The 26,891-nt window shown below is 68.2% G+C and carries 24 protein-coding genes; 5 read left to right on the forward strand and 19 right to left on the reverse strand.

The window, feature by feature from the left end:
- Nucleotides 1-4 precede the first annotated feature (4 nt).
- From rpsS to F9C12_RS20305, 11 genes are all read right to left on the reverse strand, one after another.
- Nucleotides 5-286: a 30S ribosomal protein S19 gene (gene rpsS, locus F9C12_RS20255; RefSeq protein ID WP_003102083.1), complete on the reverse strand. Its 282-nt coding sequence runs from the start codon at nucleotides 284-286 to the stop codon at nucleotides 5-7.
- Between the two features lie 18 nt (nucleotides 287-304).
- Nucleotides 305-1,138 (reverse strand): 50S ribosomal protein L2, encoded by an 834-nt coding sequence (rplB, locus tag F9C12_RS20260; RefSeq protein WP_009072306.1) that lies wholly within the window; start codon nucleotides 1,136-1,138, stop codon nucleotides 305-307.
- A 15-nt stretch (nucleotides 1,139-1,153) separates the two neighbouring features.
- Nucleotides 1,154-1,465: a 50S ribosomal protein L23 gene (rplW, locus tag F9C12_RS20265; protein ID WP_009072304.1), complete on the reverse strand. Its 312-nt coding sequence runs from the start codon at nucleotides 1,463-1,465 to the stop codon at nucleotides 1,154-1,156.
- The gene (gene rplD, locus F9C12_RS20270) at nucleotides 1,462-2,151 is read right to left on the reverse strand and encodes a 50S ribosomal protein L4 (RefSeq protein WP_409183487.1); all 690 of its coding nucleotides are present in this window, start codon (nucleotides 2,149-2,151) and stop codon (nucleotides 1,462-1,464) included. The genes rplW and rplD overlap by 4 nt, the downstream gene beginning before the upstream one ends.
- Nucleotides 2,152-2,153: 2 nt before the next feature.
- Entirely contained in the window at nucleotides 2,154-2,804 is a 651-nt protein-coding gene (rplC, locus tag F9C12_RS20275; RefSeq protein ID WP_409183488.1) for a 50S ribosomal protein L3, read from the reverse strand.
- 30 nt (nucleotides 2,805-2,834) lie between these two features.
- A complete protein-coding gene (rpsJ, locus tag F9C12_RS20280; protein WP_003102098.1) occupies nucleotides 2,835-3,140 on the reverse strand; it encodes a 30S ribosomal protein S10 in 306 nt (101 codons plus the stop codon).
- Between the two features lie 387 nt (nucleotides 3,141-3,527).
- Nucleotides 3,528-4,721 carry an elongation factor Tu gene (gene tuf, locus F9C12_RS20285; protein WP_409183489.1) on the reverse strand — a complete coding sequence of 398 codons (1,194 nt, stop codon included), beginning with the start codon at nucleotides 4,719-4,721 and terminating at the stop codon, nucleotides 3,528-3,530.
- 126 nt (nucleotides 4,722-4,847) lie between these two features.
- Nucleotides 4,848-6,947 (reverse strand): elongation factor G, encoded by a 2,100-nt coding sequence (gene fusA / locus F9C12_RS20290; protein ID WP_101436017.1) that lies wholly within the window; start codon nucleotides 6,945-6,947, stop codon nucleotides 4,848-4,850.
- Nucleotides 6,948-7,010: 63 nt separating this feature from the next.
- Nucleotides 7,011-7,481 (reverse strand): 30S ribosomal protein S7, encoded by a 471-nt coding sequence (gene rpsG, locus F9C12_RS20295; RefSeq protein WP_009072291.1) that lies wholly within the window; start codon nucleotides 7,479-7,481, stop codon nucleotides 7,011-7,013.
- The gene (rpsL, locus tag F9C12_RS20300; RefSeq protein WP_003102113.1) at nucleotides 7,481-7,855 is read right to left on the reverse strand and encodes a 30S ribosomal protein S12; all 375 of its coding nucleotides are present in this window, start codon (nucleotides 7,853-7,855) and stop codon (nucleotides 7,481-7,483) included. The genes rpsG and rpsL overlap by 1 nt, the downstream gene beginning before the upstream one ends.
- 816 nt (nucleotides 7,856-8,671) lie before the next feature.
- On the reverse strand, nucleotides 8,672-8,824 hold the full coding sequence (locus F9C12_RS20305; protein WP_101436018.1) for a hypothetical protein: 153 nt from the start codon (nucleotides 8,822-8,824) through the stop codon (nucleotides 8,672-8,674).
- Between the two features lie 83 nt (nucleotides 8,825-8,907).
- On the opposite strand from F9C12_RS20305, the gene F9C12_RS20310 reads away from it, so the two are divergent.
- Nucleotides 8,908-9,387, forward strand: a complete 480-nt coding sequence (locus F9C12_RS20310) for a GNAT family N-acetyltransferase (protein ID WP_409466889.1) — start codon at nucleotides 8,908-8,910, stop codon at nucleotides 9,385-9,387.
- Here the strand turns inward: F9C12_RS20310 and F9C12_RS20315 are convergent.
- From F9C12_RS20315 to F9C12_RS20335, 5 genes are all read right to left on the reverse strand, one after another.
- Nucleotides 9,380-9,871: an MmpS family transport accessory protein gene (locus tag F9C12_RS20315; RefSeq protein WP_409466890.1), complete on the reverse strand. Its 492-nt coding sequence runs from the start codon at nucleotides 9,869-9,871 to the stop codon at nucleotides 9,380-9,382. The genes F9C12_RS20310 and F9C12_RS20315 overlap by 8 nt on opposite strands.
- Nucleotides 9,872-9,946: 75 nt before the next feature.
- The gene (locus F9C12_RS20320; protein WP_409183492.1) at nucleotides 9,947-10,180 is read right to left on the reverse strand and encodes a hypothetical protein; all 234 of its coding nucleotides are present in this window, start codon (nucleotides 10,178-10,180) and stop codon (nucleotides 9,947-9,949) included.
- Between the two features lie 19 nt (nucleotides 10,181-10,199).
- The gene (locus tag F9C12_RS20325) at nucleotides 10,200-10,616 is read right to left on the reverse strand and encodes a hypothetical protein (protein ID WP_409466891.1); all 417 of its coding nucleotides are present in this window, start codon (nucleotides 10,614-10,616) and stop codon (nucleotides 10,200-10,202) included.
- A 32-nt stretch (nucleotides 10,617-10,648) separates the two neighbouring features.
- On the reverse strand, nucleotides 10,649-12,409 hold the full coding sequence (locus tag F9C12_RS20330) for a hypothetical protein (protein WP_409466892.1): 1,761 nt from the start codon (nucleotides 12,407-12,409) through the stop codon (nucleotides 10,649-10,651).
- Nucleotides 12,410-12,470: 61 nt separating this feature from the next.
- Entirely contained in the window at nucleotides 12,471-14,333 is a 1,863-nt protein-coding gene (locus tag F9C12_RS20335; protein ID WP_409466893.1) for a hypothetical protein, read from the reverse strand.
- A 572-nt stretch (nucleotides 14,334-14,905) separates the two neighbouring features.
- Between F9C12_RS20335 and F9C12_RS20340 the strand changes: the two genes are divergently transcribed.
- The 4 genes from F9C12_RS20340 (at nucleotide 14,906) to F9C12_RS20355 (ending at nucleotide 18,565) form a co-directional block, all read left to right on the forward strand.
- Complete coding sequence (locus F9C12_RS20340; RefSeq protein WP_409466894.1) at nucleotides 14,906-16,384, forward strand: hypothetical protein; 1,479 nt, start codon at nucleotides 14,906-14,908, stop codon at nucleotides 16,382-16,384.
- A 120-nt stretch (nucleotides 16,385-16,504) separates the two neighbouring features.
- A complete protein-coding gene (locus F9C12_RS20345; RefSeq protein WP_409466895.1) occupies nucleotides 16,505-17,086 on the forward strand; it encodes a YbaB/EbfC family nucleoid-associated protein in 582 nt (193 codons plus the stop codon).
- On the forward strand, nucleotides 17,083-17,403 hold the full coding sequence (locus F9C12_RS20350; protein WP_409183498.1) for a hypothetical protein: 321 nt from the start codon (nucleotides 17,083-17,085) through the stop codon (nucleotides 17,401-17,403). The genes F9C12_RS20345 and F9C12_RS20350 overlap by 4 nt, the downstream gene beginning before the upstream one ends.
- A 13-nt stretch (nucleotides 17,404-17,416) precedes the next feature.
- Nucleotides 17,417-18,565, forward strand: coding sequence for a hypothetical protein (locus F9C12_RS20355; RefSeq protein WP_409466896.1), 1,149 nt, complete (start codon nucleotides 17,417-17,419; stop codon nucleotides 18,563-18,565).
- A gap of 43 nt (nucleotides 18,566-18,608) precedes the next feature.
- Here the strand turns inward: F9C12_RS20355 and F9C12_RS20360 are convergent, their stop codons facing one another.
- The 3 genes from F9C12_RS20360 to F9C12_RS20370 all read right to left on the reverse strand — a co-directional run bounded on the left by F9C12_RS20360 (nucleotide 18,609) and on the right by F9C12_RS20370 (nucleotide 26,883).
- Nucleotides 18,609-19,247, reverse strand: coding sequence for a zinc ribbon domain-containing protein (locus tag F9C12_RS20360; protein WP_409466897.1), 639 nt, complete (start codon nucleotides 19,245-19,247; stop codon nucleotides 18,609-18,611).
- A 130-nt stretch (nucleotides 19,248-19,377) separates the two neighbouring features.
- Nucleotides 19,378-23,289 (reverse strand): DNA-directed RNA polymerase subunit beta', encoded by a 3,912-nt coding sequence (locus F9C12_RS20365; RefSeq protein ID WP_409183501.1) that lies wholly within the window; start codon nucleotides 23,287-23,289, stop codon nucleotides 19,378-19,380.
- Nucleotides 23,290-23,379: 90 nt separating this feature from the next.
- Complete coding sequence (locus F9C12_RS20370) at nucleotides 23,380-26,883, reverse strand: DNA-directed RNA polymerase subunit beta (protein WP_409183502.1); 3,504 nt, start codon at nucleotides 26,881-26,883, stop codon at nucleotides 23,380-23,382.
- Nucleotides 26,884-26,891 lie beyond the last annotated feature (8 nt).

The following is a 26,891-nucleotide window of genomic DNA, read 5'->3' on the forward strand; positions in this document are numbered from 1 at the left end:
CCGCTCAGCGGCGGCGCGACTTGCGGTCGTCCTTGATGTGGCCCTTGAAGGTCCGCGTCGGGGCGAACTCGCCCAGCTTGTGACCCACCATCGCCTCGGTGACGAACACCGGGACGTGCTTGCGGCCGTCGTGCACCGCGATCGTGTGCCCGAGGAAGTCGGGGATGATCGTGGAGCGCCGCGACCAAGTCTTGATCACGGTCTTCTTGCCCGATTCGTTGAGAGCGTCCACCTTCTTGAGCAGGTGGTCGTCCACGAACGGGCCCTTCTTAAGGCTGCGTGGCATGTGCTTCTACCTCCCTGCTCAGCGCTTCTTGCCGGTGCGCCGGCGGCGGACGATCAGTTTGTCGGACGGCTTGCTCTTGCGGGTGCGGCCTTCGGGCTTGCCGTTCGGGTTCACCGGGTGACGGCCACCGGAGGTCTTGCCCTCGCCACCGCCGTGCGGGTGGTCGACCGGGTTCATCACGACACCGCGGACAGTCGGGCGCTTGCCGCGCCAGCGGTTGCGGCCCGCCTTGCCCCAGTTGATGTTCGAGTGCTCCGAGTTGCCGACCTCGCCGACGGTCGCGCGGTTGCGCACGTCCACGTTGCGGATCTCGCCCGAGGGGAGACGCAGCTGGGCGTAAGGACCGTCCTTGGCGACGAGCTGCACGCGGGCGCCGGCGGACCGGGCCATCTTCGCGCCGCCGCCGGGGCGGAGCTCGATCGCGTGGATCACGGTGCCGACCGGGATGTTGCGCAGCGGCAGGTTGTTGCCCGGCTTGATGTCGGCGCGCGGGCCGTTCTCGACCGTGTCGCCCTGCTTCAGCTTGTCCGGCGCGATGATGTAGCGCTTCTCGCCGTCGGCGTAGTGCAGCAGCGCGATGCGCGCGGTGCGGTTGGGGTCGTACTCGATGTGCGCGACCTTGGCCGGCACGCCGTCCTTGTCGTGGCGACGGAAGTCGATCACGCGGTAGGCGCGCTTGTGGCCACCGCCCTTGTGCCGGGTGGTGATCTTGCCCGAAGCGTTGCGGCCGCCGGTCTTGCTCAGCGGACGCAGCAGCGACTTCTCCGGCGTGGACCGGGTGATCTCGGCGAAGTCCGAGACGCTCGAACCGCGACGACCCGGGGTCGTCGGCTTGTACTTGCGGATGCCCATACTCAGCTCAGTCCTTTACGCGGTGGGTCCGCCGAAGATCTCGATCGCCTTGCTTTCCGGCGAAAGAGTCACGATGGCGCGCTTGGTGTCCTTGCGCTTGCCGAAGCCGGTACGAGTCCGCTTCCGCTTGCCCTGGCGGTTGGCCGTGTTGACGCTGACGACCTTCACGCCGAACACCTTCTCGACCGCGATCTTGATCTGGGTCTTGTTGGCGTCCGGACGGACGATGAACGTGTACTTGTGGTCCTCGAGCAGCCCGTAGGACTTCTCGGAGATCACCGGCGCGAGCAGGATGTCGCGGGGGTCCGGGATGGCGACCGAGCTCACTTCTCGTCACTCCCTTCCGAAACCTCGCTCGAACGCGCGAGGGCCTTGACGACCTTCCCGCGGACGGGACCTGCCACGAACGTGTCGTAGGCGGCCTTGGTGAACACGACGTCGTCGTTGACCAGTACGTCGTAGGTGTTGAGCTGGTCAGCCCAGATCAGGTGCACGTACGGCAGGTTCCGCGCGGACACCCAGGCGAGCTCCTCGTCGCGGTGCAGGACCACGAGAACGCGCTTGGCCTGGGTCGCGGCGGCGATCGCCGCCTTGGCGGATTTGGTCGACGGCTTCTCGCCGGTGACCAGTTCCGTCACGACGTGCAGCTGGCCGGCGCGAGCCCGGTCGGAGAGGGCGCCACGCAGGGCGGCGGCCTTCATCTTCTTCGGGGTGCGCTGGGTGTAGTCGCGCGGCGTGGGGCCGTGCACGACGCCACCGCCGGCGAACTGCGGCGCGCGGGTCGAACCCTGGCGGGCGCGACCGGTGCCCTTCTGCCGGTACGGCTTCTTGCCGCCACCGGAGACCTCACCGCGGGTCTTCGTGTCGTGCGTGCCCTGGCGCGCGGCGGCCAGCTGGGCCACCACGACCTGGTGCATCAGCGCGACGTTGGCCTGCACGTCGAAGATCTCCCCGGGGAGCTCGACGGTGCCGTCGGCTTTACCGGCCGGGGTCTTCAGCTCGACGCTCGTCATCGTCAGTTACCACCCTTCGCGGCGCTGCGCACGAACAGCAGGCCGCCCTTGGGACCGGGCACCGCGCCCTTGATCAGCAGCAGGCCGTCCTCGGCACGCACCGCGTGCACGGTCAGGCCCTGCGTGGTGACCCGGTCGCTACCCATCCGGCCCGCCATCCGCAGGCCCTTGAACACGCGGCCCGGCGTGGCGCAGCCGCCGATGGAACCCGGCTTGCGGTGCACGGCCTGCGCACCGTGGCTCGCGCCCTGGCCCTTGAAGCCGTGGCGCTTCATGACACCGGCGTAGCCCTTGCCCTTGCTGGTACCGGTCACGTCGACCGTGGTGCCTGCCTCGAACACCTCGGCGGTGATCTCCTGGCCGACCTCGTAGGTCTCGGCGTCGGTGGTGCGCAGCTCGGCGAGGTGCCGGCGCGGCGTCACGCCCGCCTTCTCGAAGTGGCCGGTGCGCGGCTTGTTCACCTTGCGCGGGTCGACCGCGCCGAACGCCAGCTGCACGGCCGCGTAGCCGTCTTTGTCGGTGGTCCGGACCTGGGTCACCACGTTCGGACCGGCCTTGACGACAGTGACCGGGACGACCCGGTTCTGCTCGTCGAAGACCTGGGTCATGCCGAGCTTGGTGCCCAGGATGCCCTTCATTTGCCTGTCAGACATGAGTTCTTATCTCCGCCGCTCGCCCAACGCTTACTGGATGTTGACGTCGACGCTCGCCGGGAGGTCGATGCGCATGAGCGCGTCCACCGTCTTCGGCGTCGGGTCGAGGATGTCGATCAGACGCTTGTGCGTGCGCATCTCGAAGTGCTCGCGCGAGTCCTTGTACTTGTGCGGCGAGCGGATGACGCAGTAAACGTTCTTCTCGGTAGGCAGCGGCACCGGCCCGACAACACGGGCGCCGGTGCGCGTGACCGTTTCCACGATCTTGCGCGCCGAGGTGTCGATCGCCTCGTGGTCGTAGGCCTTGAGCCGGATGCGGATCTTCTGTCCCGCCATGGTGGCTGCGTTCCTTGTCGTCTCGTGCCGCTTTGTCTCGTCAACCTGGGCCGGAACCCGGGTTTCAGCAGTTCAACGGCCCTGTCCCCGGTCCACGCGGTCGGGCGTGTCGCGCCCGCCGCACAGACGGATCCCTAAGGATCGTCGTCTTGCCTGGTCTTCCTCTACGTGAGGAGGCCGCGGGCCGACGCGAAGGTCGTCCCTACTGGCCTTTGCCCGCTAGCCTCACCCGAAGGAAGAGCTCCACGGACCGTGGCCGCTCGTGCCAGGGCGGCCGGAACCCGTAAGGATTCGGCCGCCCCAGGACGAGCAACCTGAATAGTGTCGCACACGTGAGTTGACGCCCTGAACTCGGGGGTGTATTGACCCGAATTCAGGGCGCCGACGTCACTTGATGATCTTGGTAACCTGGCCCGCGCCGACGGTCCGGCCACCCTCGCGGATGGCGAAGCGCAGACCCTCGTCCATGGCGACCGGCTGGATCAGCACGACGCTGATGTCCGTGTTGTCGCCCGGCATGACCATCTCGGTGCCCTCGGGGAGGGTCACGACGCCGGTCACGTCCGTGGTGCGGAAGTAGAACTGCGGGCGGTAGTTGTTGAAGAACGGGGTGTGCCGGCCGCCCTCGTCCTTGGACAGGATGTAGACCCGGCCCTCGAACTCGGTGTGCGGGGTGGTGGTGCCCGGCTTCACGACGACCTGGCCGCGCTCGACGTCCTCGCGCTTGATGCCGCGGAGCAGGAGGCCGACGTTGTCGCCCGCCTGGCCCGAGTCGAGCAGCTTGCGGAACATCTCGACACCGGTGACGGTGGTCTTGGTCGACTTCTCGCGGATACCCACGATCTCGACCTCTTCGTTCACGTTGACCTGGCCGCGCTCCACGCGACCGGTCACGACGGTGCCGCGACCGGTGATGGTGAAGACGTCCTCGATCGGCATCAGGAACGGCTTCTCGAGGTCACGCACCGGGTCCGGGACGTTGTCGTCGACGGCGTGCATGAGGTCGAGGACCGCCTGGCCCCACTTCTCGTCGCCCTCGAGGGCCTTGAGGCCGGACACGCGCACGACCGGCGCGTCGTCGCCCGGGAACTCCTGCGAGGACAGCAGCTCGCGGACCTCCAGCTCGACGAGCTCGAGGATCTCCTCGTCGTCGACCATGTCGGCCTTGTTCAGCGCCACCACGATGTAGGGCACGCCGACCTGGCGGGCCAGCAGCACGTGCTCGCGGGTCTGCGGCATCGGGCCGTCGGTCGCCGCGACCACCAGGATCGCGCCGTCCATCTGCGCGGCGCCGGTGATCATGTTCTTGATGTAGTCAGCGTGACCGGGGGCGTCCACGTGCGCGTAGTGCCGCTTCTCGGTCTGGTACTCGACGTGCGAGATGTTGATCGTGATACCGCGCTGCTTCTCTTCCGGCGCGTTGTCGATCTGGTCGAACGCACGGGCCTCGTTCAGCTCCGGGTACGCGTCGTGCAGAACCTTGGTGATCGCCGCGGTCAGCGTGGTCTTGCCGTGGTCGACGTGACCGATGGTGCCGATGTTGACGTGCGGCTTGCTCCGCTCGAACTTCGCCTTCGCCACTGGAATGTCCTCCTGGACTGGATTTGCTTGTGCTCGCGGGGCAGCGTGGCTGCCACCCCGCGAATGTTCCTTCGTCGTTGCTGCGGACGTTCAGGAGAGTCCCTTAATGCCCGCGAGCGGAGGGGATTACTCCCCCGTCGCCTTCGCGATGATTTCCTTCGCGACGTTCGCGGGAACCTCGGCGTAGGAGTCGAACACCATGGAGTAGTTCGCCCGGCCCTGGGTACGGGACCGCAGGTCGCCGACGTAGCCGAACATCTCCGACAGCGGAACCAGTGCCTTCACGACACGGGTACCGGCGCGCTCCTCCATGGCCTGGATCTGGCCACGGCGGGAGTTGAGGTCGCCGATCACGTCACCCATGTAGTCCTCGGGAGTCGTGACCTCGACGGCCATCATCGGCTCGAGGATGACCGGGCCGGCCTTCTTCGCGGCTTCCTTCATCGCCATGGAACCGGCGATCTTGAACGCCATTTCGGAAGAGTCGACCTCGTGGTACGCGCCATCCAACAAGGTGAACTTCAACCCGACGAGCGGGTAGCCGGCCAGCACGCCGTACTGCATCGCGTCCTGGGCGCCCGCGTCGACCGACGGGATGTACTCCCGCGGCACGCGGCCACCGGTCACCTTGTTGTCGAACTCGTAGAGAGCACCGTCGGTGCGCTCGAGCGGCTCCAGCTTCACGATGACCTTCGCGAACTGGCCGGAACCACCGGTCTGCTTCTTGTGGACGTAGTCGAGCTTGTCCACGGTCTTCTTGATGGTCTCGCGGTAGGCGACCTGCGGCTTGCCGATGTTCGCCTCGACCTTGTAGTCGGACTTCATCCGGTTGACGAGCACCTCGAGGTGGAGCTCGCCCATGCCGGCGATGATCGTCTGACCGGTCTCCTCGTCCAGGTTGACCTGGAACGTGGGGTCCTCCTCGGCGAGCTTCTGGATCGCCAGGGAGAGCTTCTCCTGGTCGGCCTTCGTCTTCGGCTCGATGGCCACCTTGATGACCGGGTCCGGGAAGGTCATCGACTCGAGGACGACCGGGTTCTGCGGGTCCGCCAGGGTGTCCCCGGTGGTGGTGTCCTTCAGGCCGATGACCGCGTAGATGTGGCCGGCCAGGGCCTCGTCGACCGGGTTCTCCTTGTTGGAGTGCATCTGGAAGATCTTCCCGATGCGCTCCTTGCGCTCCTTGGTCGCGTTGACGACCTGCGCTCCGGCGGCGACCTTGCCCGAGTAGACCCGGATGTAGGTCAGCTTGCCGAAGAACGGGTGCGCGGCGATCTTGAACGCGAGCGCGGAGAACGGCTCCTCGGTCGTCGCGTGGCGGGTGACCGGGGTCTCGCCGTCCGGCAGCAGGCCCTCGACCGGCGGCACGTCCAGCGGGGACGGCAGGTAGTCGATGACCGCGTCCAGCATCGGCTGCACGCCCTTGTTCTTGAACGCGGAGCCGGCCAGGACCGGGAACGCCTCGCGGGTGACGACGAGGTGGCGGATGCCGTTCTTGATCTCGTCCTGCGACAGCTCTTCGCCCTCGAGGAACTTCTCCATCAGCGCGTCGTCGGTCTCCGAGACGGCCTCGATCAGCTTCTCGCGGTACTCGGCCGCGCGGTCGGCCAGCTCGGCCGGGATGTCCTCGACGGCGTAGTCCTCGCCCTTCTTGACCTCGCCGCGCCAGACCAGAGCCTTCATCCGGACCAGGTCGATGACGCCCTCGAAGTCGTTCTCCGCGCCGATCGGCAGCTGGATGGCCAGCGGCCGGACGCCGAGACGGTCCTCGATGGTCTTCAGGGTGTAGTAGAAGTCCGCGCCCAGCTTGTCCATCTTGTTGACGAAGCAGATGCGCGGGACGTCGTACTTGTCCGCCTGCCGCCAGACCTGCTCGGACTGCGGCTCGACGCCTTCCTTGCCGTCGAAGACGGCGACCGCGCCGTCGAGCACCCGCAGGTTGCGCTCCACCTCGACGGTGAAGTCGACGTGCCCGGGGGTGTCGATCAGGTTGATCTGGTAGTCGTTCCAGAAGGTGGTGGTCGCAGCCGAGGTGATGGTGATGCCCCGCTTCTGCTCCTCCTCCATCCAGTCCATCGTGGCGGCGCCGTCGTGGACTTCGCCGAGCTTGTAGTTGATCCCGGTGTAGAACAGGATCCGCTCGGTGGTGGTGGTCTTACCGGCGTCGATGTGCGCCATGATGCCGATGTTGCGGACCTTGTTGAGGTCGGTCAGCACTTCACGTGCCACGAGAATGTTCCCCTGTCTCGAACGTGGGGCCCGGCATGGCTTCTATCGGCAGCCGGGCGGTCATCACCAGCGGTAGTGCGCGAAGGCCTTGTTGGACTCGGCCATCTTGTGCGTGTCTTCGCGGCGCTTGACGCTGGCGCCAAGGCCGTTGCTCGCGTCCAGCAGCTCGTTCTGCAGCCGCTCGATCATCGTCTTCTCGCGGCGCTGCTGCGAGAAGGAGACCAGCCAGCGCAGGGCCAGCGTGGTGGAGCGGCCGGGCTTGACCTCGATCGGCACCTGGTAGGTGGCGCCGCCGACGCGACGGCTCTTCACCTCGATGGTGGGCTTCACGTTGTCGAGCGCGCGCTTCAGCGTGACGACCGGGTCGGTGCCGGTCTTCTCGCGAGCGCCTTCCAGCGCGCCGTAGACGATGCGCTCGGCCAGGGACCGCTTGCCGTCCTTCAGCACCTTGTTCACCAGCTGGGTGACCAGCGGGGAGGCGTAGACGGGGTCGGAGATCAGCGGCCGCTTCGGCGCCGGACCCTTGCGAGGCATTAGCTCTTCTCCTTCTTCGCGCCGTAACGGCTGCGCGCCTGCTTCCGGTTCTTCACACCCTGGGTGTCGAGCGAACCGCGGATGATCTTGTACCGAACACCCGGCAGGTCCTTCACACGACCGCCGCGCACGAGCACCATCGAGTGCTCCTGGAGGTTGTGACCCTCACCGGGGATGTATGCGGTGACCTCGATGCCGCTGGTCAGCTTCACACGAGCAACCTTGCGCAGGGCCGAGTTCGGCTTCTTCGGGGTCGTGGTGTACACGCGGGTGCACACGCCACGACGCTGCGGGCTCCCCTTGAGGGCCGCGGTCTTCTGCTTGGCAGCCTTGTCCTGGCGGCCCTTGCGGACCAGCTGCTGGATCGTGGGCAATGGACCAGCTTCCTGTCGTGATCTTGCTTCTTCGTGTCTTCACCGGTCCCCGCGGTCGGGCGTGTCGGCCCGCGTCACGGTCTCGCGACCGGTAACTTCCCGGAGGGATTTTCCGTCGGAACCCCACGTGGCGAGGCCGGTGAACCGGGTGCAAAAGCACCCCGCTCATGCCCAACGGCACGCGGAGCGGCCCGACGCCTGCCGGGCACGGTCTCCAAAGATACCCGTCCACTCGCGGAGCGGTCCGGGCGGGGGGTCGCTACGGTCGCCGACCGGTCATCGTAACCCCAGATCGGGGCCTTGGGACGGCGCCGCGCGGGACTTCCCGGGATGCAGAACGCCGTGCGGCGGGACGCTATTCCCGGGGGAGTTGCCGCGGTCAGAGCGCACTCCGGCTCGGATGCCGGGACGGGGCGACCACTGGATGGACCCGCTTCCGAGCCCGCGCCCCGGAGCCGCGTTGAGTGCGGCAGAGGCGCCCGGGGGTTCTCAGCAACCCGAGTGACCTGCCGCACTGGATCCGGCGGCGGGATGCCTGGGTCTGCGAAGAACGCTGCGCGTCGCGTGCGGGAGCGGCTGCGGCGAACTCACCCGGCGAGGGGAGCGCGCGGGCCGAGTCGGGATCCCGCGAAGTCCTCATCGGGGTTTATCCGCGGTGCGCGGGCGGCGTTAAGAACGCGAGAGAAATTCGTCAGCGGCAAGGAGAAGCGCCGCTGGGTGCTCCACAATGGAGCGGTCCCGGGGCGACGATCGCCGCACCGGGACAGAGCGCGAAACCCGGCCCGGCGGCGGGCCCCCGCCGGGCCGGGCCGCGGGTCAGTCCTCGTCCGGCTTTGCGTGGTCGGGCTTGCCCGGATTGGGGTCGCGCGACAGATCGATCAGCGGGTGCACTCCAGCCCCCTCCGGCGCGGCATGGCTGCCGCCGGTCTTCTTGTCCCCCGGCTGGTCGACGTTCTCGCTGCCGTCCATGTCGCCTCCTCGTTCGGTTCCCCTGCCGTTCTGCACGGTACCTGCCGGGCAAATCGGTGGACGGCCTCCCCAAGATGAGGGACGTGGACTGGAAGATCAGCGAAATCGCGCCCGGACACCCCGAGGCCGCGGCGATCCTGCGCGAGTACCTGGACGAGGTCGCGTCGCGGTATTACGGCCGCCCGGCCACCCCCGCCGAGGTGGACGAGGCGCTGGCCGACGAGCCCAGCGCCGACCTCGTCGCGCCGACCGGGGCGTTCCTGATGGCCTACCGGGACGGGAAGCCCGCCGGCTGCGTCGGGGTCCGGATGGTCGAGCCGGGGCTGAGCGCGTTGACGAAGGTCTACATCCGCCCGGAGCACCGCGGGCACGGCGGCGGAAAGCTGATCGTCGCGGCGGCCGAAGAGGCGGCGAGGCGGCTGGGCTCGTCCCGGATGCGGCTCGACACCCGGGACGATCTGGTCGAAGCACGCGCGCTGTACGCGTCGATGGGCTACGCGGAGGTCGAGGCGTTCAACGACGACCAGTACGCCGAGCACTGGTTCTCCAAGGACCTCAGCTGAGCCGTCCCGCGCAGGTGGCGACCTCGCCGTCGGCGGCTTTCGCGGACCGCGCCAGCACGCCGTTCACCGAGACCCGGCATTCGACCGGTCCGCTCGACTGGCCCATCAGCTGCACGGTCGGCGCGACGGCCGTCTTCGGCCAGGTCAGCGTCTTGCTCCAGGGCAACGGCACGGACAGCTCTTGGTGCACCAGGCCGAGGCCGTTGTCGTCGTAAACCACGGTGGCGGTGCCGGAGCCGGCGAGTTCGTAGGTGATCTGCCAGCTGGACGGAACGGGTGCGGCCGGGGCGGTCGACGTCGTCGGGGCCAGGGTGCGGGTGACGGTGCGGTCCGGGGCGCGCTTCGGCGCTTCGGCGGCCGGCGCGGCCACTGCGGCCGGGGCGGGCGCGGGGTCGTCGCCGGCGCCGAGGATCACTACGGTCGCGGCGACGGCGGCCACCGTGATGCCGGCGATCGCGAGCCGGCCGATCAGCTGTCTGTCCATGTTCCTTCTTTCGCCAGGCCCCGCCCGGGCCGCCGGTGGTTCCCGGGGACGAGGGGAACCACCGGCGGAGCCGGGTCAGCCGGGCAGGATCCGGCCGGGGACGCCGTTCAGCGACTGGATCAGGCCCAGCACGGGCACGCCCAGCGGCGCGAACGTCCAGATGTTGTTCAGGTTCGACGTGTCCGGCTCGTCGACGACGGTGACGCCGGGCTGGTCCTGAGCGGCGGCCAGCGCGGGCGCGGCGGCGCCGAGCACGGCGGCTCCGGCGAGCGCGGTGGCGGCGACGGCTCGGACGACAGTCTTCTTCATGGCTTTTCTCCTTCTGTGCTCAGGAAACGGCGGTGACGAGGTTGAACACCGGCGCGAGGAGCTGGGCCGGGGCTTGCGTGGTCGGGCCGAGGACGCTGCCCGCGTCGAGGCCGGGGACGACCCAGACCGACGGACCGCCGCCGGTCGGCGCGCCGGGGAGGCCGGGCAGGCCCGGCAGGGAGGGCAGGCCACCGGTCGGGAGCGACGGCAGGCCGCCCGTCGGCAGGGAGGGCAGGCCCCCAGTCGGCAGCGACGGAAGGCCACCCGTCGGCAGGGACGGAAGGCCTCCGGTCGGCAGCGAGGGGAGGCCCGCGGCGGGCGTGCCGGGGGCAGCGGGGGCGGCGGGAGTGGCGGCGCTGGCCACTCCCCCGGCGAATCCGGCGAACGCCCCGGCCGCGGCGAGCGGCAGCAGGATCCGGGCGGCAGTGCGTTTCATCAGGGGTTTCCTTTCTTCGGGGAACTGCGGGGTCAGCGGAGCGCGCCGCTGATCGGGACGATGGTTCCGTCGGGGATCCATTGCCCGGCGTAGTCGCGCGCGGCCTGCATGCCGGGCGCGTGCGGTTCGTTGGGGTACATCGGCATCGCGTTGACCTGAGCCGCCGCGAACAGCTGCACCTCGCCGTTCACCGCGGTCCACTGTGGACCGAGCCAGGTCCGGAACCCGCCGAGCGACGGGCTTTCCCCGCCGAAGCTGTTGCCGACGGCCACCGCGTAGCTCACCGCGAGCTGGTCGCGCGGGTCGAAGCGCAGCGGCATGGCGGCGCTGGCCACGGTGTTCACGATGGGTCCGTTGAGCAGCCACGGCGCGAGGTACAGGCCGAACTGGTGGGTCGGTTTGAGCCGCTGCGATTCGGCGGCGCGGCTCATCGCGAGGTACCCGTCGCTCCAGCCGGAGACGACCACCAGCGCGGTGTCGGCCGCCGCGTCCGGGCGCACCGGCAGACCGACGTGGGCAGCGGTGTCGCGGACGAGCTGCGCGGCCTGTACGCCACGCGGCGACCGGTCCTCGACCAAGGTGATCGCCGACGGCTTCCGCGAGGCGAGGAATTCGATCAGTTTCACCAGCGAACCGCGGTCCTCCGGCGACAACGCGTCCGAGGGGCAGCTGGTCAGCACGTCGCGTTTCTCCGCCACCAGACCGCCGAGCGCGGCTTCCGCGCATTCCGGCGCGTCGGCGTCCGAGACCGTCGGGCCGGCCTCGGTACCCGCGTCGACGTCGATCGTCGTGGTCGCGTCGCCCTTGTGCACCACGAGAGTGCTGCGTCCGGGCGGCAGGTCGACCTCGGCCCAGCTGCCTTCCGCACCGGCACGCGCCGCCGCGGTGGTGACGATCCCGCCTTCGACGCCAGCGGACAGGTCCGGGCCCGCGCTCGCCGGGAAGTGCACGAGGTTGCGACCTGGCCGTTGCGGGCTGACCAGCACCGGCACGGTCGCGCCGCCGACTTTCGCGTCCGCCAGCAGCGGTACCCCGGGCACGGGCAGCGGCGCTGGCTGCGGCACCGCGGCGAGCGCACTCCACGCGACGAAGCCGAGTGCGACCCCGGCGACGCCGTAGCGGTAGCCGCGAAGGGAAGCGTTGCGGGACAACAAGATCGCCGACACCACGGTGACCGCCGCGGGCAGCAGGACCACCACGCTCAGCGAGAGGCCGAAGAGCGTTTCGTACAGCCGCCGGTCGAAGGCGACTCCGGAGACGCCGAGCTGCACGACGCCCGCGAGCGTCAACAGTCCGGCGAGGCTGACCGACAGCGGACCGACGCGCAACGGCGTCGAGCGCCACTCCTCCACCGGCACCCACGCGGACAACAGGGTCACGCCGAACCACAGCGCGGCCGCAGCGACGTACACGGTGTCGATGGCGAAGGAGATGCCTGTGCCGTCGACAGAGGTTTCCAGCACCACGAGCACGACCAGCGCGAGCGAAGCCCACCGACCCGCCGAGGGCCACCGCAACAGCACCGGCACCGCCAGCGCGAGCACGACGTGCACGATCAGCGCGATGAGGTTGACGTCGACCGTCGCCGCCGACACCCCGGCCAGCACCGCCGAGCCGACGCCCAGCGCGCCGGTGGTCAGCCACAGCTTGCGCGGCAGCGGGCCGACGAGCGGACGCAGAATCCCGGTGCCGGCGAGGAAAGCCGTCGCCAGCAGCAGTATCAGCCGCAGCACCAGCGCGGCACTGTCCACACCGGACGATCCGGTGGGCGCCGGAGTGACGTGGTGATCCATGGAGACCTTCTTCGGGGAGAATCCCGGCGCGCGGACGGGCGCCCGCGCGCCGGGAAGGGAGTTACTTCACGTTCTGGTCGGCGACCACGAACAGCTCGGAGTGCGGCTTGGCGTTGCCGAAGTCCCCGTGCGGCCACGACTTCCGGTTGAAGTTGATGCCGACCTGGCCGGTGAACTCGTCGCGGAAGTTCTGATCGACCGCGACCTTCCCGTCCGGCGACAGGTTCAGCAGGTTGACCTTGTGGTCACCGTCCAAACCGGACCGGGCGACGAAGTAGTTCGACACCGCGATGTGCTGCGGCTGCTGGGTTTCGTGGTAGAAACCGTCCTGGCCGAGCGCGAAGTTGTCGTACGCGCCCCAGTGCGGGCCCGCCCCGGGCACGCCCGGGTTGATCGGCGCGGAGCCGACGACGGTCGGCAGGTCTCCCCCGCCGCCCTGCTGCGCCTTCTCCTTGGTGTCGACGCGGCCCTTGATGTCCTCGACCTTGTCGCCCGCCGCGACCAGCTTCTGGATGTCGAGCACGTACACGCCGCCGGTGGTGCCGGGGTCGTCCGGGCCGAGCGCGCCCTTCTGCCTGCCCTGCACCGCGTGGTACAGGAACCGGTCGTCCGGGCTGGTCTGCAGCCAGCCGCCGTTGGAGCTGGCGCCGTTGGAATCGTTCTGCGAGTAGATCGGCTTGCCCGCGGTGCCGTCGTCGAACACCTCGATCCAGTGCGGCTCCTTCGCCGTGATGTCCGGCGTGTAGAAGATCGCGCCGCCCTGCATCGTCTCGGCGAACGCGCCCTTGTGGCCGGGCAGGTTCGTCACCGTGGTCTCCATGACCGCGCGGCTTTCCGAGTGCAGCGGGTCCGCCGGATTCGCCCGGGGCCCGTCCTGCAGGTAGGACACCGCCTTCAGCTTCGGGTGGTTGCGGTCGGAGATGTCCCAGGTGCGGATCGTCGGACGGCGCAGATACGGCGACGGCTGCTTCACCGGGTCGAGAATGATGTTGCGCGGTTCGGCGTAGTCACTGGTGACGAGGGTGTTGAGGTCCTCGCGCGCCTGGATGCCGTGCGGGTTCGCGCAGGACGGTTTGCCCAGCTGCGGCAGGTTGTCGCACAGCTTCGCGTTGTCGCCCTGCGGGGTAGCCGCCGGACTCTGCGACAGCACCTGTGCGTTCTTGTCGAAGCGCACGACCTCGCCCGGGCTGCCCGCGAAACCGTTGCCGATCTGCGTGGAGCCGTCCTGGTAGGCGTACGGGCCGGGCACGACCGGACCGCCCATGTACGTGCCGTACGCGGTGCCGTCCTTCAGCACCCAGTACGCGTCGGGCACGGAACCGCCGAGCGTCTGCGTCGGCAGGCTGATGCCCTTGAGTTTCAACTGGGGCAACGCACTGACGTCGAACGCGTACGTCGCCGCGGCGAACAACGCACCGGCGTAGATCGTGTCGCCCTTGTGCCACACGTACTGCATGTGGTGCGGCTCGTTTTCGACGAGCGGGCCGACGGTCGCGGTGTTCACCACCTTGCCGTACGTCGGCGAGCCTTGCGTCGCGTCGATCACCGCGAGGAAATCGGGGCCAGGCAAGGCATTCTTGATTTTGCCGAGACCGCCGCCGAGCGAACCCGGCAGGTTTTTGACGTCCTTCACCGCGGTGTCGGCGATGTTCTCGTCGCCTGCCCAGACCAGCAGCCACTTCTTCGGCGTGCCGTCCGCGGACCGCGCCTGTGCGGCGAGGTCCTTGCCCACCAGGTGGTTCTGCACCCAGTACTGCTTGCCGTCGGACGCGGTCTTGGCGTCGGTGACCACCTGGACGTCGGCGTAGGCGCTGGTGGCGGACCCGGTGTAGGTCACCGCACCGATCGCGAGCGCGGCCGCACCGGCGACGGTCAGCGCTTTCCGCCATCGGGGCGGGGCGCCCGATGAGGAGCTGAATCGCATTGTGTCTCCCTGTTTGTGTTCCCGTGAAGCGCCCGCGAAGGCACTTCTTTCCCCGTTCTTCGGGCAGCGTGAAACGCACCCGGAACAGAGAAAGCGTTTATTCCCCTCGGGTAGTCGAACCCGTTGCGGGGCAAGAGAAATCAGCCAGCCGGACGCGGCCGGGAGAAGAGGTCAGGAATCCCTACACAGCGCACTGGCCTGCTGGCGCAGATCCACGTGCAGACGCCACACCAGGGCAACCGGAAAGGACATGCGCGAAATACTCTGGCGAACCGCACGCACTGTCAATGCGGTGATCAATCGTGGGAACATCGACCGAAGGGGTGAATATCCCACGAACTGGGCCGACTTGCCCGCCCCGCGTCGTCCGCCCGGCCGAGGCGACGGCGCTGACCTGCGATGCTCCGTTCGGCCCAAAGCATGTTCGCCGCTTCGGCCGCCGGAGCGGGGGCTGTTCGCCGGATATGTTCGTTATCGTTTCGTGATCAAATCCTGGGAACTCTTGGTCCCGGCGAGCCGACTGAGCTGCGGTTCGAGGGCGGGAACCGGACCGAAACGGCATAATCCGCCCAATGGCAGACCCGTTCCCCTGGTACATCGCCGTCGGCTACCTCGCCGGATTCCTCCTGCTGTGGACAGCGGGCCGGGTCGAGGGCGGCGGCACCGTCACCTCGGCGCTCAGCAACATCGCGACCGGCCTGGTCTTCTTCGGCACGACGATGACCTGGTTCGCGGTGAGCATGGACGTGCACGCGCCGTGGGCGGTGTGGATCGCGCTGCCGGTGGCGTTCGTCGCCTTCGTGGTCTGGCAGTCCGCCCGACAGCGCGGGCGGCTGCGTCGCCTCGGCGCCACCGCTCAAGCGACGTTCGGAGTCCTGCCCCAGAGCGGCCGCACCGCGGCCTTCGACCGGCAAGACAGCCTGTCCCTGCGCCGGGTGGTCGAACTCGAGCACCAAGGACATCGGCTGCTCGGCGTCGAATACCCGCTCAGCAGTCACGGTTCCGCGGCCGACCGGGTCGCCGATCGCCTCGGCGGCATCTACACGATGACCGAACTTCGGATCCCGCACAGCCCGGTCCTGCGGATCACCCCGCGCACCGGAGCGTTCGAACCGGAACACGCCACCCCGTTCGAGGACGCCCGGATCACCCGGATCCAGGCCGGCACTCCGAAAACGACCGCAGAGCTGGAAAAGTTCGCGGTGGACCCGGAGTTCGACCGGAGGTTCGAGGTCACCGCCGAGGATCCGGAGTTCGCCGCCCGGGTGTTCACCCCGGAAGTCCGCGCACTGCTCCTGAGCGACCTGTGGTTCCGGGTCCACGAGGTCGTGTTCGAGCGCGACGCGCTGTGGACCGCCGAAGCGGACGGTCTCAACGAAGAACGGCTGCTCGGCAACGCCCGCCGATTGGCCGTTTTCGCCGCGGCCGTGGCGCCGAACCTCTGGCCCAGCACCGAGTTCAGCCGTGCCGAAACCAGCTACGACCGGTGGTTCGGAGACAGCCGGGGCTTCGTGCGGAACCGCGTGAACCGGTACCGCGAAACGATGGACCGCCAACCGCTCTCGCCGACGACTGTGCTCACGCGCTCCCTGCTCGCCGCGGCCATGGTGGTGCTCGGCCTGTTGCCAATCGCCAACGGCATCGCCGCGGCCGCCGGTCTCGCCAGCGAAGTCCAGCTCACCGTCACCGACTCCACCGCAGGCGATCGCGGCCGCTCCTGCGGGCTCAACCGCACCCAGATCTGCGACAGCCAGTCCCCCGCGGTTCGCGGCACCTACCCAGCCGGCACCCAGACCCGCGAGGTCGTCACCACCTGGCACCTCGGCCAGCTGCCCGAGCGCGGCGACGTCGTCCCGGTGCGGATCGGCCCGATCTGGTGGAACACGGTGTTCCAGAACAACGACGCCGTCGCACTGACGATCCTGGCCGGGTTGGTCCCGGTCGCGCTCGGGCTCCTGTTCTTCAAAACGATCTTCCGCCCGCGCGCCCCGCGCCGGGTCCGCCTCCTGCGCCGGCTCCAGGAATCCCGGCCGGTCGAATCGCCGTCGTAGCCAGCCAGTTTGCTGACCTGCGGTGATCACCCGGTCCGGATTCCGCACTCTTGAAGCACGAAGGCGACAGAAGCGGCATAATCCCGCACATCAGCGAGGTGCAGGGAAGGTGTGACCGCCGTGTCCGAAGAGATGGACCGACTCGTCGCGGAGTTCGAGAAGTTCCAGACGAAGCTCAAGCAGGCCGAGGCGCAGTTCGCGAAGGTCGGCGACATGCAGGAGGAACTGAACGCGCTCGAAGCGCAGGTGATGTCGCCGGACCGGGCGGTCACCGTGGTCGCGGGCCCGAGCGGTTCGGTCAAGGACCTCCGGCTCTCCCCGGACGCGCTGCGCCAGCAGCCCGACCAGCTGGCGGCGACGATCCTGGCGACGCTGCACCAGGCCGTCGCCGAATCCGCGCGCAAGCAGGCGAACATCGTCGACGAGCACGTGGGCACGGCCTTCGGGCTGAACGTGTCCGAGCAGGTTCTCGAAGCCCAAGCGGCCGGGTTGGGAACCACCGTGGAGGAATTGGAGTCCAACCTCCCGGAGGCGCAGCCGCAGCGGCCGGTGACGCCGATTCGCGACGAGGAGGACTTCGCGAACAACAACCTGCTTCGCACCGACCAGCGACCGGCGCAGGCGCCCCCGCCGCCGCCTCCCGCTTCGGCGGGCGACCAGTTCCTCAAGAACTTGTTCAACGACGAGGAGGACCACCGATGACCCACAGCGTCGTCACGACCGCCATCACGAAGTACTCGACCGGGCTCGACCACTACAAGAGCGAGGCGGGCAAGTTCGGCAACCTCGTGGGACAGGCCGACGTCGGCGACAAATCGTGGGGCCTGATCGGGCTGGTCGCCAAGCAGACCTACACCGGCAAGCTCGAAGAGCTCAAGCAATTGCTCGAGGCCATGAAGAGCGGCGTCGAGGTGTTTCAGGAAAAGCTCGGCAAAGCCGCGGAGATCTACGACGGGCACGAGAAGGACACCGTCATGACCTTCGGCAAGTTCGACGCGAAGATCGACGGACCGCTCTGAGCAAGGGGAACTCATGGGACAGGACAGCGTCGCCGACGGCGTAAAGATCAAGCACGAAGACGGGTTCGGCCACGACGCGCTCGAAGCGGCCAAGAAGACGCCGTTCATCGGCAAGGGCGTCAACACGATCTCCGGCGCCATCGAAAACTACGGCGACGCCAAGAGCTTCGGCGACTTCGCCTCGGCCAGCGGACAGCTGGTACAGGACGGTGCCGGCTTCGTCGCGGGCGCGGCGGTGGACCTGGCGAGCTTCGCGCTCGACCCGGTCGGCTGGCTGGTCAGCAACGGCCTCAACATGCTGATCGAGCTGATCCAGCCGCTGCAGGACGCCCTGCACTTCGTGACCGGCGACGGTCCTGCTCTCAAGGAAGCGTCCGGCAACTTCGTCGAGATCGGCAAGGGCTTCGTCACCCTGGCCGACAACTTCGTCAAGGAAGGCGACGAGGCGCTCAAGGACTGGCAGGGCGAGGGCGGCGCCGCCGCGAAGAAGGCGCTGGCCCAGTTCTCCGAGGGCATCAAGGGCATCGGCTCCAGCGCGGGCGCGGTCGCCGAGACGCTGCAGATGTGGTCGATGGTGATGACCGTGATCGAGGAGGTCGTCAAGGCGCTGATCTCGGAACTGGTCAGCTGGCTGATCTACCTGTGGCTGCCCGCGCTCGCCGCCTCCGTCGTCAGCCTCGGCTCGTCCGTCGCGGCGGCCATGACGGCGTCGGTCGCCCGCGTGGCCAGCACGGTCAGCCGGGTCACCAGCCACCTCGGCAAACTCGGCCAGCTGATCGAGAAGTTCCTGACGTTCCTCGCCAAGTGGGCGGACGAGATGATCAAGCAGGGCTCGAAGCTCACCCCGTCCGGAGCCCGGATCACCCCCGGCACGGAAAAGGCGCTCGCCGGCGCGGTCGCCAACGCCACCGGTACCAAAGCAAGCGCCTTCGGCACCGCCGCGGTCGACGCGCTGAAGAACGCGCCGGGCGAGGCCGTCAAGCAGGTCATCGGCGTGAACCCGACCGACCTCAGCAAGGGCTCGTCCTACGTCGGCAAGGGCGCCTTCGACTTCGTCGACAAGACGATCAGCAACACCCGCGACATCACGAAGTCCCAGGGCGCGAGCGACGAGGCCGGGGACCACACGACGAAGGAAACCAAGGAAAACCTGGACATGTGAGGAAACGGGCGCGGCCGGGTCTCCTCGGCCGCGCCCGCGCCGGTCAGAGCCGGTGCCCGCAGTCCGCGCAGAACACCGCGCCCGCCTTGGATTCCTTGCCGCACTCTCCACAGTGGACAGTCGGGGTCAGCGAACTCCCGCACCCCGTGCAGAACTTCCCGCCGTCCGCCTTCAGCCCGCAGCCGGGGCAGGTGAGCTTCGCGCGAGTGTCCAGATCCAGCTCACCGGTCCAGTTCTTCTCGCGCGCCTTGTCCCAGATCTGGTCCCGCTGCGCCGCCGCCTGCGCTCGCGAAATCTCCTCCGCCACGCTTGGCGAACACCGCAGGCACTGGCCGATTTCCTCGTTCCAGCACTGATCCGCGCACATCCAGTCGCTGCAGCCCCGGCACTGGCGAAACCGCGGGGTGATCTCCTCGACGGCCGCGGTCAGCGCCCGGTCCTTCGCCGACGAGTTCGTCGCCCGGTCGTATTTCCACTGGTCCGCGGAGCTGCTCAACTGCTGCAGCGTCCCGCCGAAGAATGAACCCACCGCGCGCAACATGCTGCGCCCGGTCTCCATCGCGTCCCGCTGGAACGCCGAGCGGTATCCGTTCCCGCAGCGCTCGCAACGGAACTCGAACTGGTAGCCCTGGGCGTTGGAGAGATCGGAGAAGTTGTCCGTGAAGGGCACGACATCAGCCACGCGCGCGAAGGTATGCCAGCCGGAAACGGGCCGCGACCGTACAAGTACCGTCTCCGGACCTGCTACCCACCGCGACGAAAAAGCCCCCGGCCACGAGGACCGGGGGCTTTTTCGTTCAGCTACGCGAGGTTCAGCGGAAGTCGCGACCGAAGTCGTAGTCGTCCAGCGGAACCGCGGCGCCGGTGCCCGAACCGAACACGTCCGGGGTGTAGTAACCGTCGTCGTAGGACGGGATCGCGTACGCCGCGACCCGGGCCTCCTCGGTCGGCTGCACCTGGATGTTGCGGTACTTGTTGATGCCCGTACCGGCCGGGATGAGCTTACCGATGATGACGTTCTCCTTGAGGCCCACGAGCTTGTCCGAGCGGCCGTTGATCGCCGCGTCGGTCAGGACTCGCGTGGTCTCCTGGAACGAGGCCGCCGACAGCCACGAGTCCGTGGTCAGCGACGCCTTCGTGATCCCCATCAGCACCGGACGGCCCGAAGCCGGCTCGCCGCCCTCGGCGACCGCGGCCCGGTTCGTCGCCTCGAACTTCGTCCGCTCGGGCAGTTCGCCCGGCAGGAAGTCCGTGGCGCCGGAGTCGATGATCGTCACGCGGCGCAGCATCTGCCGCACGATGACCTCGATGTGCTTGTCGTGGATCGACACACCCTGCGCCCGGTACACCTTCTGGACCTCGTCCGTGAGGTGCATCTGCGCTTCGCGCGGGCCCATGACGCGCAGGACCTCGTGCGGGTCCGGCGTGCCCTCGAGCAGCTGCTGGCCGACGTGCACGTGGTCGCCGTCGCCCAGCGGGCCGTTCGGGGTGTTCGCGAGCCGCTGCCGCTTGGACAGCTTGTCGAAGACGATCTCCTCCGACCCGTCGTCCGGGATCAGGGTGATCTTCCAGAACCGCTCGCTCTCCTCGATCCGCACGCGGCCGTCGACGTCCGCGATCGGAGCCTTGCCCTTCGGCACCCGGGCCTCGAAAAGCTCGGTGACACGGGGCAGACCGGTCGTGATGTCGTCACCGGCGACACCACCCTGGTGGAACGTACGCATCGTCAGCTGCGTGCCCGGCTCGCCGATCGACTGGGCGGCGACAATGCCGACCGCCTCGCCGACGTCGACCAGCTGGCCCGTCGCCATCGAACGGCCGTAGCAGGTCGCGCAGACCCCGACCGCCGACTCGCAGGTCAGCACCGAACGGACCTTGACCTTCGTGATGCCGCTGGAGAGCAGCTTCTCGATGGCCGGGTCGCCGATGTCGTCGCCCGCGTTCAGCACGACGTTGCCCTTGGCGTCCACCGCGTCCGTCGCGAGGTTCCGCGCGTACACGGAGGTCTCGACGTGCTGGTCCCGCACGATCTTGCCGTCGCCGAGGTCCTCGCCGATCGGCATCATGATGCCGCGCGTGGTGCCGCAGTCGATCTCGCGGACGATGACGTCCTGCGAAACGTCCACCAGACGACGGGTCAGGTAACCCGAGTCCGCGGTACGGAGCGCGGTGTCCGCCAGACCCTTCCGGGCGCCGTGCGTGGCGATGAAGTACTCCGCCACCGACAGGCCCTCGCGGAAGTTCGCCTTGATCGGACGCGGGATGTACTCGCCCTTCGGGTTCGACACCAGGCCACGCATACCGGCCAGCGAACGGACCTGGGTCATGTTGCCGGCCGCGCCCGACTTCACGATCATGGCGATCGGGTTGTCGTCCGGCAGCGCCGTCTCCATGATCTTGTGGACCTCTTCGGTCGCCTGCGTCCACACCTTGACGAGCTCGTTGTTGCGCTCGGCGTGGGACAGCTGACCGCGCTGGTACCGCTTCTCGACCTGGTCGGCCTTGCCCTCGTACTCGTCGAGAATGGCCTTCTTGCCGACCGGGGTCAGCACGTCCGAGATCGCGACCGTGACGCCCGAGCGGGTCGCCCAGTAGAAACCGGCGTCCTTGAGCTTGTCCAGCGTCTGCGCGACCTGCGTCATCGAGTACCGCTCGGCGAGGTCGTTCACGATGGCCGCCTGCCGCTTCTTCGGCATCGGCTCGTTGATGAACGGGTAGTCCGCCGGCAGCAGGTCGTTGAACAGGACGCGGCCCAGGGTCGTCTCGGCCAGCCACGGCTTGCCCGGTTCCCAGCCCTTTTCCGCGAGCGCCGCCTCGTCGGCCTTCGCCGGCTGCCGGTCGGTGATCCGGATCTTGACCGGGGCGTGCAGGCTCAGCGCCTTGCGGTCGTACGCCATGATCGCCTCGGCGGGCGAGGAGTACGCGTTGCCCGCGCCCTCGGCGTTCTCGTTCAGCCGGGTCAGGTGGAACAGGCCGGTGACCATGTCCAGTCGCGGCATGGCGAGCGGACGGCCCGACGCAGGCGACAGGATGTTGTTCGCCGACAGCATCAGGATCCGGGCCTCGGCCTGCGCCTCGGCCGACAGCGGCAGGTGCACCGCCATCTGGTCGCCGTCGAAGTCCGCGTTGAACGCTTCGCAGACCAGCGGGTGCAGCTGGATCGCCTTGCCCTCGACCAGCTGCGGTTCGAAGGCCTGGATGCCCAGCCGGTGCAGGGTCGGCGCGCGGTTCAGCATCACCGGGTGGCCGGTGATGACCTCTTCGAGCACGTCCCACACCTGCGGCCGCGACCGCTCCACCATCCGCTTGGCGGACTTGATGTTCTGCGCGTGGTTCAGGTCGACCAGCCGCTTCATGACGAACGGCTTGAACAGCTCGAGCGCCATGTCCTTCGGCAGACCGCACTGGTGCAGCTTCAGCTGCGGGCCGACGATGATGACCGAACGGCCCGAGTAGTCGACCCGCTTGCCCAGCAGGTTCTGGCGGAACCGGCCCTGCTTGCCCTTCAGCAGGTCGGACAGCGACTTCAGCGGCCGGTTGCCCGGACCGGTGACCGGACGGCCGCGGCGGCCGTTGTCGAACAGCGCGTCGACGGCCTCCTGCAGCATCCGCTTCTCGTTGTTGACGATGATCTCGGGCGCGCCGAGGTCGATCAGCCGCTTGAGCCGGTTGTTCCGGTTGATCACGCGGCGGTACAGGTCGTTCAGGTCCGACGTGGCGAACCGGCCGCCGTCGAGCTGCACCATCGGGCGCAGGTCCGGCGGGATGACCGGGACGGCGTCGAGCACCATGCCGCGCGGGTCGTTGCCGGTCGCCTGGAACGCGGCGACGACCTTGAGCCGCTTCAGCGCGCGGAGCTTCTTCTGCCCCTTGCCGTTGCGGATGGTGTCGCGCAGGCTCTCGGCCTCCGCGGCGACGTCGAACTCGGTCGCCAGCTTCTGGATCGCCTCCGCGCCCATGCCGCCGGTGAAGTACTCGCCGTACCGGTCGATCAGCTCGCGGTAGAGCAGCTCGTCGGCGATCAGCTGCCGCGGCTCGAGCTTGGTGAAGGTCGTCCAGACCTCCTCGAGACGGTCCAGCTCGCGACCGGCGCGGTCGCGGATCTGGCGCATCTCGCGCTCGCCGCCCTCCTTGACCTTGCGGCGCACGTCGGACTTCGCGCCCTCCGCCTCCAGCTCGGCCAGGTCGGCTTCCAGCTTCTGCGCGCGGGCCTCGATGTCGGCGTCGCGCTTCGTCTCGAGGTTCTTGCGCTCGACGCCGATCTCGTTCTCGAGCGTCGGCAGGTCGTTGTGCCGCAGCTCGGTGTTCACGCCGGTGATCACGTAGGCCGCGAAGTAGATGATCTTCTCGAGGTCCTTGGGCGCCAGGTCCAGCAGGTAGCCAAGGCGCGACGGAACGCCCTTGAAGTACCAGATGTGGGTGACCGGCGCGGCCAGCTCGATGTGGCCCATCCGCTCACGGCGCACCTTGGCGCGAGTGACCTCGACGCCGCAGCGCTCGCAGATGATGCCCTTGAACCGGACGCGCTTGTACTTGCCGCAGTAGCACTCCCAGTCCCGGGTCGGACCGAAGATCTTCTCGCAGAAGAGCCCGTCCTTCTCCGGCTTGAGGGTCCGGTAGTTGATGGTCTCCGGCTTCTTGACCTCGCCGAAGGACCACTGACGGATGTCGTCGGCGGTGGCGAGGCCAATCCGGAGCTCATCGAAAAAGTTGACGTCCAGCACGTCTAGATCCCCTTGGGGTTGATTCGGCTAGAGGAGGGGTCGGCGGTGGAGCGGGAACCCGCGGGAGGCAGGTTCCCGCTCGACACCGAATCAGTGCACGACGTCGTCCACCGAGGGCGACTCGTTGCGGGACAGGTTGATGCCGAGGTTCGCCGCGGCGCGCTCGAGGTCCTCGTCGTCGGAGTCGCGCATCTCGATCGCCGCGCCGTCGCTGGAGAGCACCTCGACGTTGAGGCACAGCGACTGGAGCTCCTTCAGGAGCACCTTGAACGACTCCGGGATGCCCGGCTCGGGGATGTTCTCCCCCTTCACGATCGCCTCGTACACCTTGACGCGGCCGACCACGTCGTCCGACTTGATCGTGAGCAGTTCCTGCAGCGTGTACGCCGCGCCGTAGGCCTGCATCGCCCAGCACTCCATCTCGCCGAAGCGCTGGCCGCCGAACTGCGCCTTACCGCCCAGCGGCTGCTGGGTGATCATCGAGTACGGGCCGGTGGAGCGGGCGTGGATCTTGTCGTCGACCAGGTGGTGCAGCTTCAGGATGTACATGTAGCCGACCGACACCGGGTACGGGTACGGCTCGCCGGAGCGGCCGTCGAACAGCGTGGCCTTGCCGTTCTCCTTGACCATGCGCTCGCCGTCGCGGTTCGGCTTGGTCGCCCCGAGCAGCCCGGTGAGCTCCTCCTCCTTCGCGCCGTCGAACACCGGGGTGGCGGTGTTCGTGCCGGGCGCGACGTCGTAGAGCTCCGGCGACAGGTTCTTCGCCCAGTCCGGGTTGCCCTCGATCGTCCAGCCCTGGGAGGCCAGCCAGCCGAGGTGCAGTTCGAGGATCTGGCCGATGTTCATCCGTCGCGGAACACCGTGGGTGTTCAGGATGATGTCGACCGGGGTGCCGTCCTCCATGAACGGCATGTCCTCGACCGGCAGGATCTTGCCGATGACACCCTTGTTGCCGTGCCGGCCGGCGAGCTTGTCGCCCGGCTGGATCTTGCGCTTCTGCGCCACGTAGACGCGGACCAGCTCGTTGACGCCCGGGGGCAGCTCGTCGTCGTCCTCGCGGGAGAACACCCGGATGCCGATGACCTTGCCGGTCTCGCCGTGCGGCACCTTCAGCGAGGTGTCGCGGACCTCGCGCGCCTTCTCGCCGAAGATCGCGCGGAGCAGCCGCTCCTCCGGGGTCAGCTCGGTCTCGCCCTTCGGCGTGACCTTGCCGACCAGGATGTCGCCGTCGCGGACCTCGGCACCGATCCGGATGATGCCGCGTTCGTCGAGGTCGGCCAGCACCTCCTCGGAGACGTTCGGGATGTCCCGGGTGATCTCCTCGGCGCCCAGCTTGGTGTCGCGGGCGTCGATCTCGTGCTCCTCGATGTGGATCGACGTCAGCACGTCGTCCTGCACCAGGCGCTCGGAGAGGATGATCGCGTCCTCGTAGTTGTGGCCCTCCCACGGCATGACCGCGACGAGGAGGTTCTTGCCGAGCGCCATCTCACCGTTCTCGGTGGACGGGCCGTCGGCGATGACCTGGCCCTTTTCGACCCGGTCCCCCTCGTTGACGATCGGCCGGTGGTTGAAGCACGTGCCGTGGTTGGAGCGGCGGAACTTGTACAGTCCGTAGCTCTTCCGCGTGCCGTCGTCGTGCATGATCGTGATGATGTCCGCGGACAGCTCCTCGACCACGCCCGCCTGCTCGGCGACCAGGACGTCCCCGGCGTCGACCGCGGCGCGCAGCTCCACGCCGGTGCCCACGTACGGAGCCTGGTTGCGCAGCAGCGGAACGGCCTGGCGCTGCATGTTCGCGCCCATCAGCGCACGGTTCGCGTCGTCGTGCTCCAGGAACGGGATCATCGCGGTGGCGACGGAGACCATCTGCCGCGGCGACACGTCCATGTAGTCGATCTCGAGCGGGTCGATCAGCTCGACCTCGCCGCCCTTGCGCCGGCCGAGGACCTTCTCCTCGACGAAGTGGCCGTCCTCGGTCAGCGGCGCGTTCGCCTGCGCCTTGACGTAACGGTCCTCCTCGTCCGCGGTCAGGTAGTCGACCTGGTCGGTGACCTGGCCCTCGACGACCTTGCGGTACGGCGTCTCGATGAAGCCGAACGGGTTGACCCGCGCGTACGAGCACAGCGAGCCGATCAGGCCGATGTTCGGGCCTTCCGGCGTCTCGATCGGGCACATCCGGCCGTAGTGCGACGGGTGGACGTCGCGGACCTCCATGCCGGCGCGCTCACGGGACAGACCGCCCGGGCCGAGCGCCGAAAGACGCCGCTTGTGCGTCAGGCCCGACAGCGGGTTGTTCTGGTCCATGAACTGCGACAGCTGCGAGGTGCCGAAGAACTCCTTGATCGCCGCGCCGATCGGGCGGATGTTGATCAGGGTCTGCGGCGTGATCGCCTCGACGTCCTGGGTGGTCATGCGCTCGCGCACGACGCGCTCGGTGCGGGAGAGGCCGACCCGGATCTGGTTCTGGATCAGCTCGCCGACGGTGCGCAGGCGGCGGTTGCCGAAGTGGTCGATGTCGTCGGTCTCGACCGGCACCTCGACGCCGGCGGAGCTGGTCATCTTGTCCTCGCCGGCGTGCAGCCGGACCAGGTACTCGATGGCCGAGACGATGTCCTCTTCGGTCAGCGTGCCGGTCTCGTACGGGGTGTCGAGGCCCAGCTTCTTGTTGACCTTGTAGCGGCCGACCTTGGCCAGGTCGTAGCGCTTCGGCTTGAAGAACAGGTTCTCCAGCAGCGTCTGCGCGCTCTCCTTCGTGGGCGGCTCGCCCGGGCGCAGCTTGCGGTAGATGTCGAGCAGCGCCTCGTCGGTGCCTGCGGTGTGGTCCTTCTCGAGGGTGGCCAGCAGCGTCTCGGAGAACGAGAAGCGCTCGCGGATCGCCTCGGTGGTCCAGCCCAGCGCCTTCAGCAGCACGGTGACCGGCTGGCGGCGCTTGCGGTCGATGCGGACGCCGACGGTGTCGCGCTTGTCCACGTCGAACTCGAGCCACGCGCCGCGGCTCGGGATCACGCGCACGCTGAAGACGTCCTTGTCGGTCGTCTTGTCGACACTGCTGTCGAAGTACACGCCCGGAGAACGCACCAGCTGGGACACGACGACCCGCTCGGTCCCGTTGATGATGAAGGTGCCCTTGTCGGTCATCACCGGGAAGTCGCCCAGGAAGACCGTCTGGCTCTTGATCTCGCCGGTGTTGTTGTTGACGAACTCGGCGGTGACGAACAGCGGGGCCGCGTACGTCATGTCCTTGTCCTTGCACTCCTCGATCGAGGCCTTGACCTCGTCGAAGCGCGGAGCGGAGAAGGACAGGGACATCGAGCCCGAGAAGTCCTCGATCGGCGAGATCTCGTTGAGGACCTCTTCCAGACCGCCGACCGGGTTCTCTTCGCCTTCGTTGACGCGGCGCTCGAACCACGCCTCGTCGCCGGTGAACCACTGGAACGACTGGATCTGGACGTCAAGCAGGTTCGGGGTGGAAAGTGGCTCGCGGATCTTCGCGAAGGAGACCCGCTTGGGCGCTCCGGGGATTCCCGTGGCCTGCGCGCGGGATTCAGCCGAGGTGGTCGCAGCAGTGGCCTGGTTCGCGGGAGAGACTGCCAAGATGCGTC

The organism is Amycolatopsis sp. GA6-003, from assembly GCF_046267895.1.
Classification (GTDB): Bacteria; Actinomycetota; Actinomycetes; order Mycobacteriales; family Pseudonocardiaceae; genus Amycolatopsis.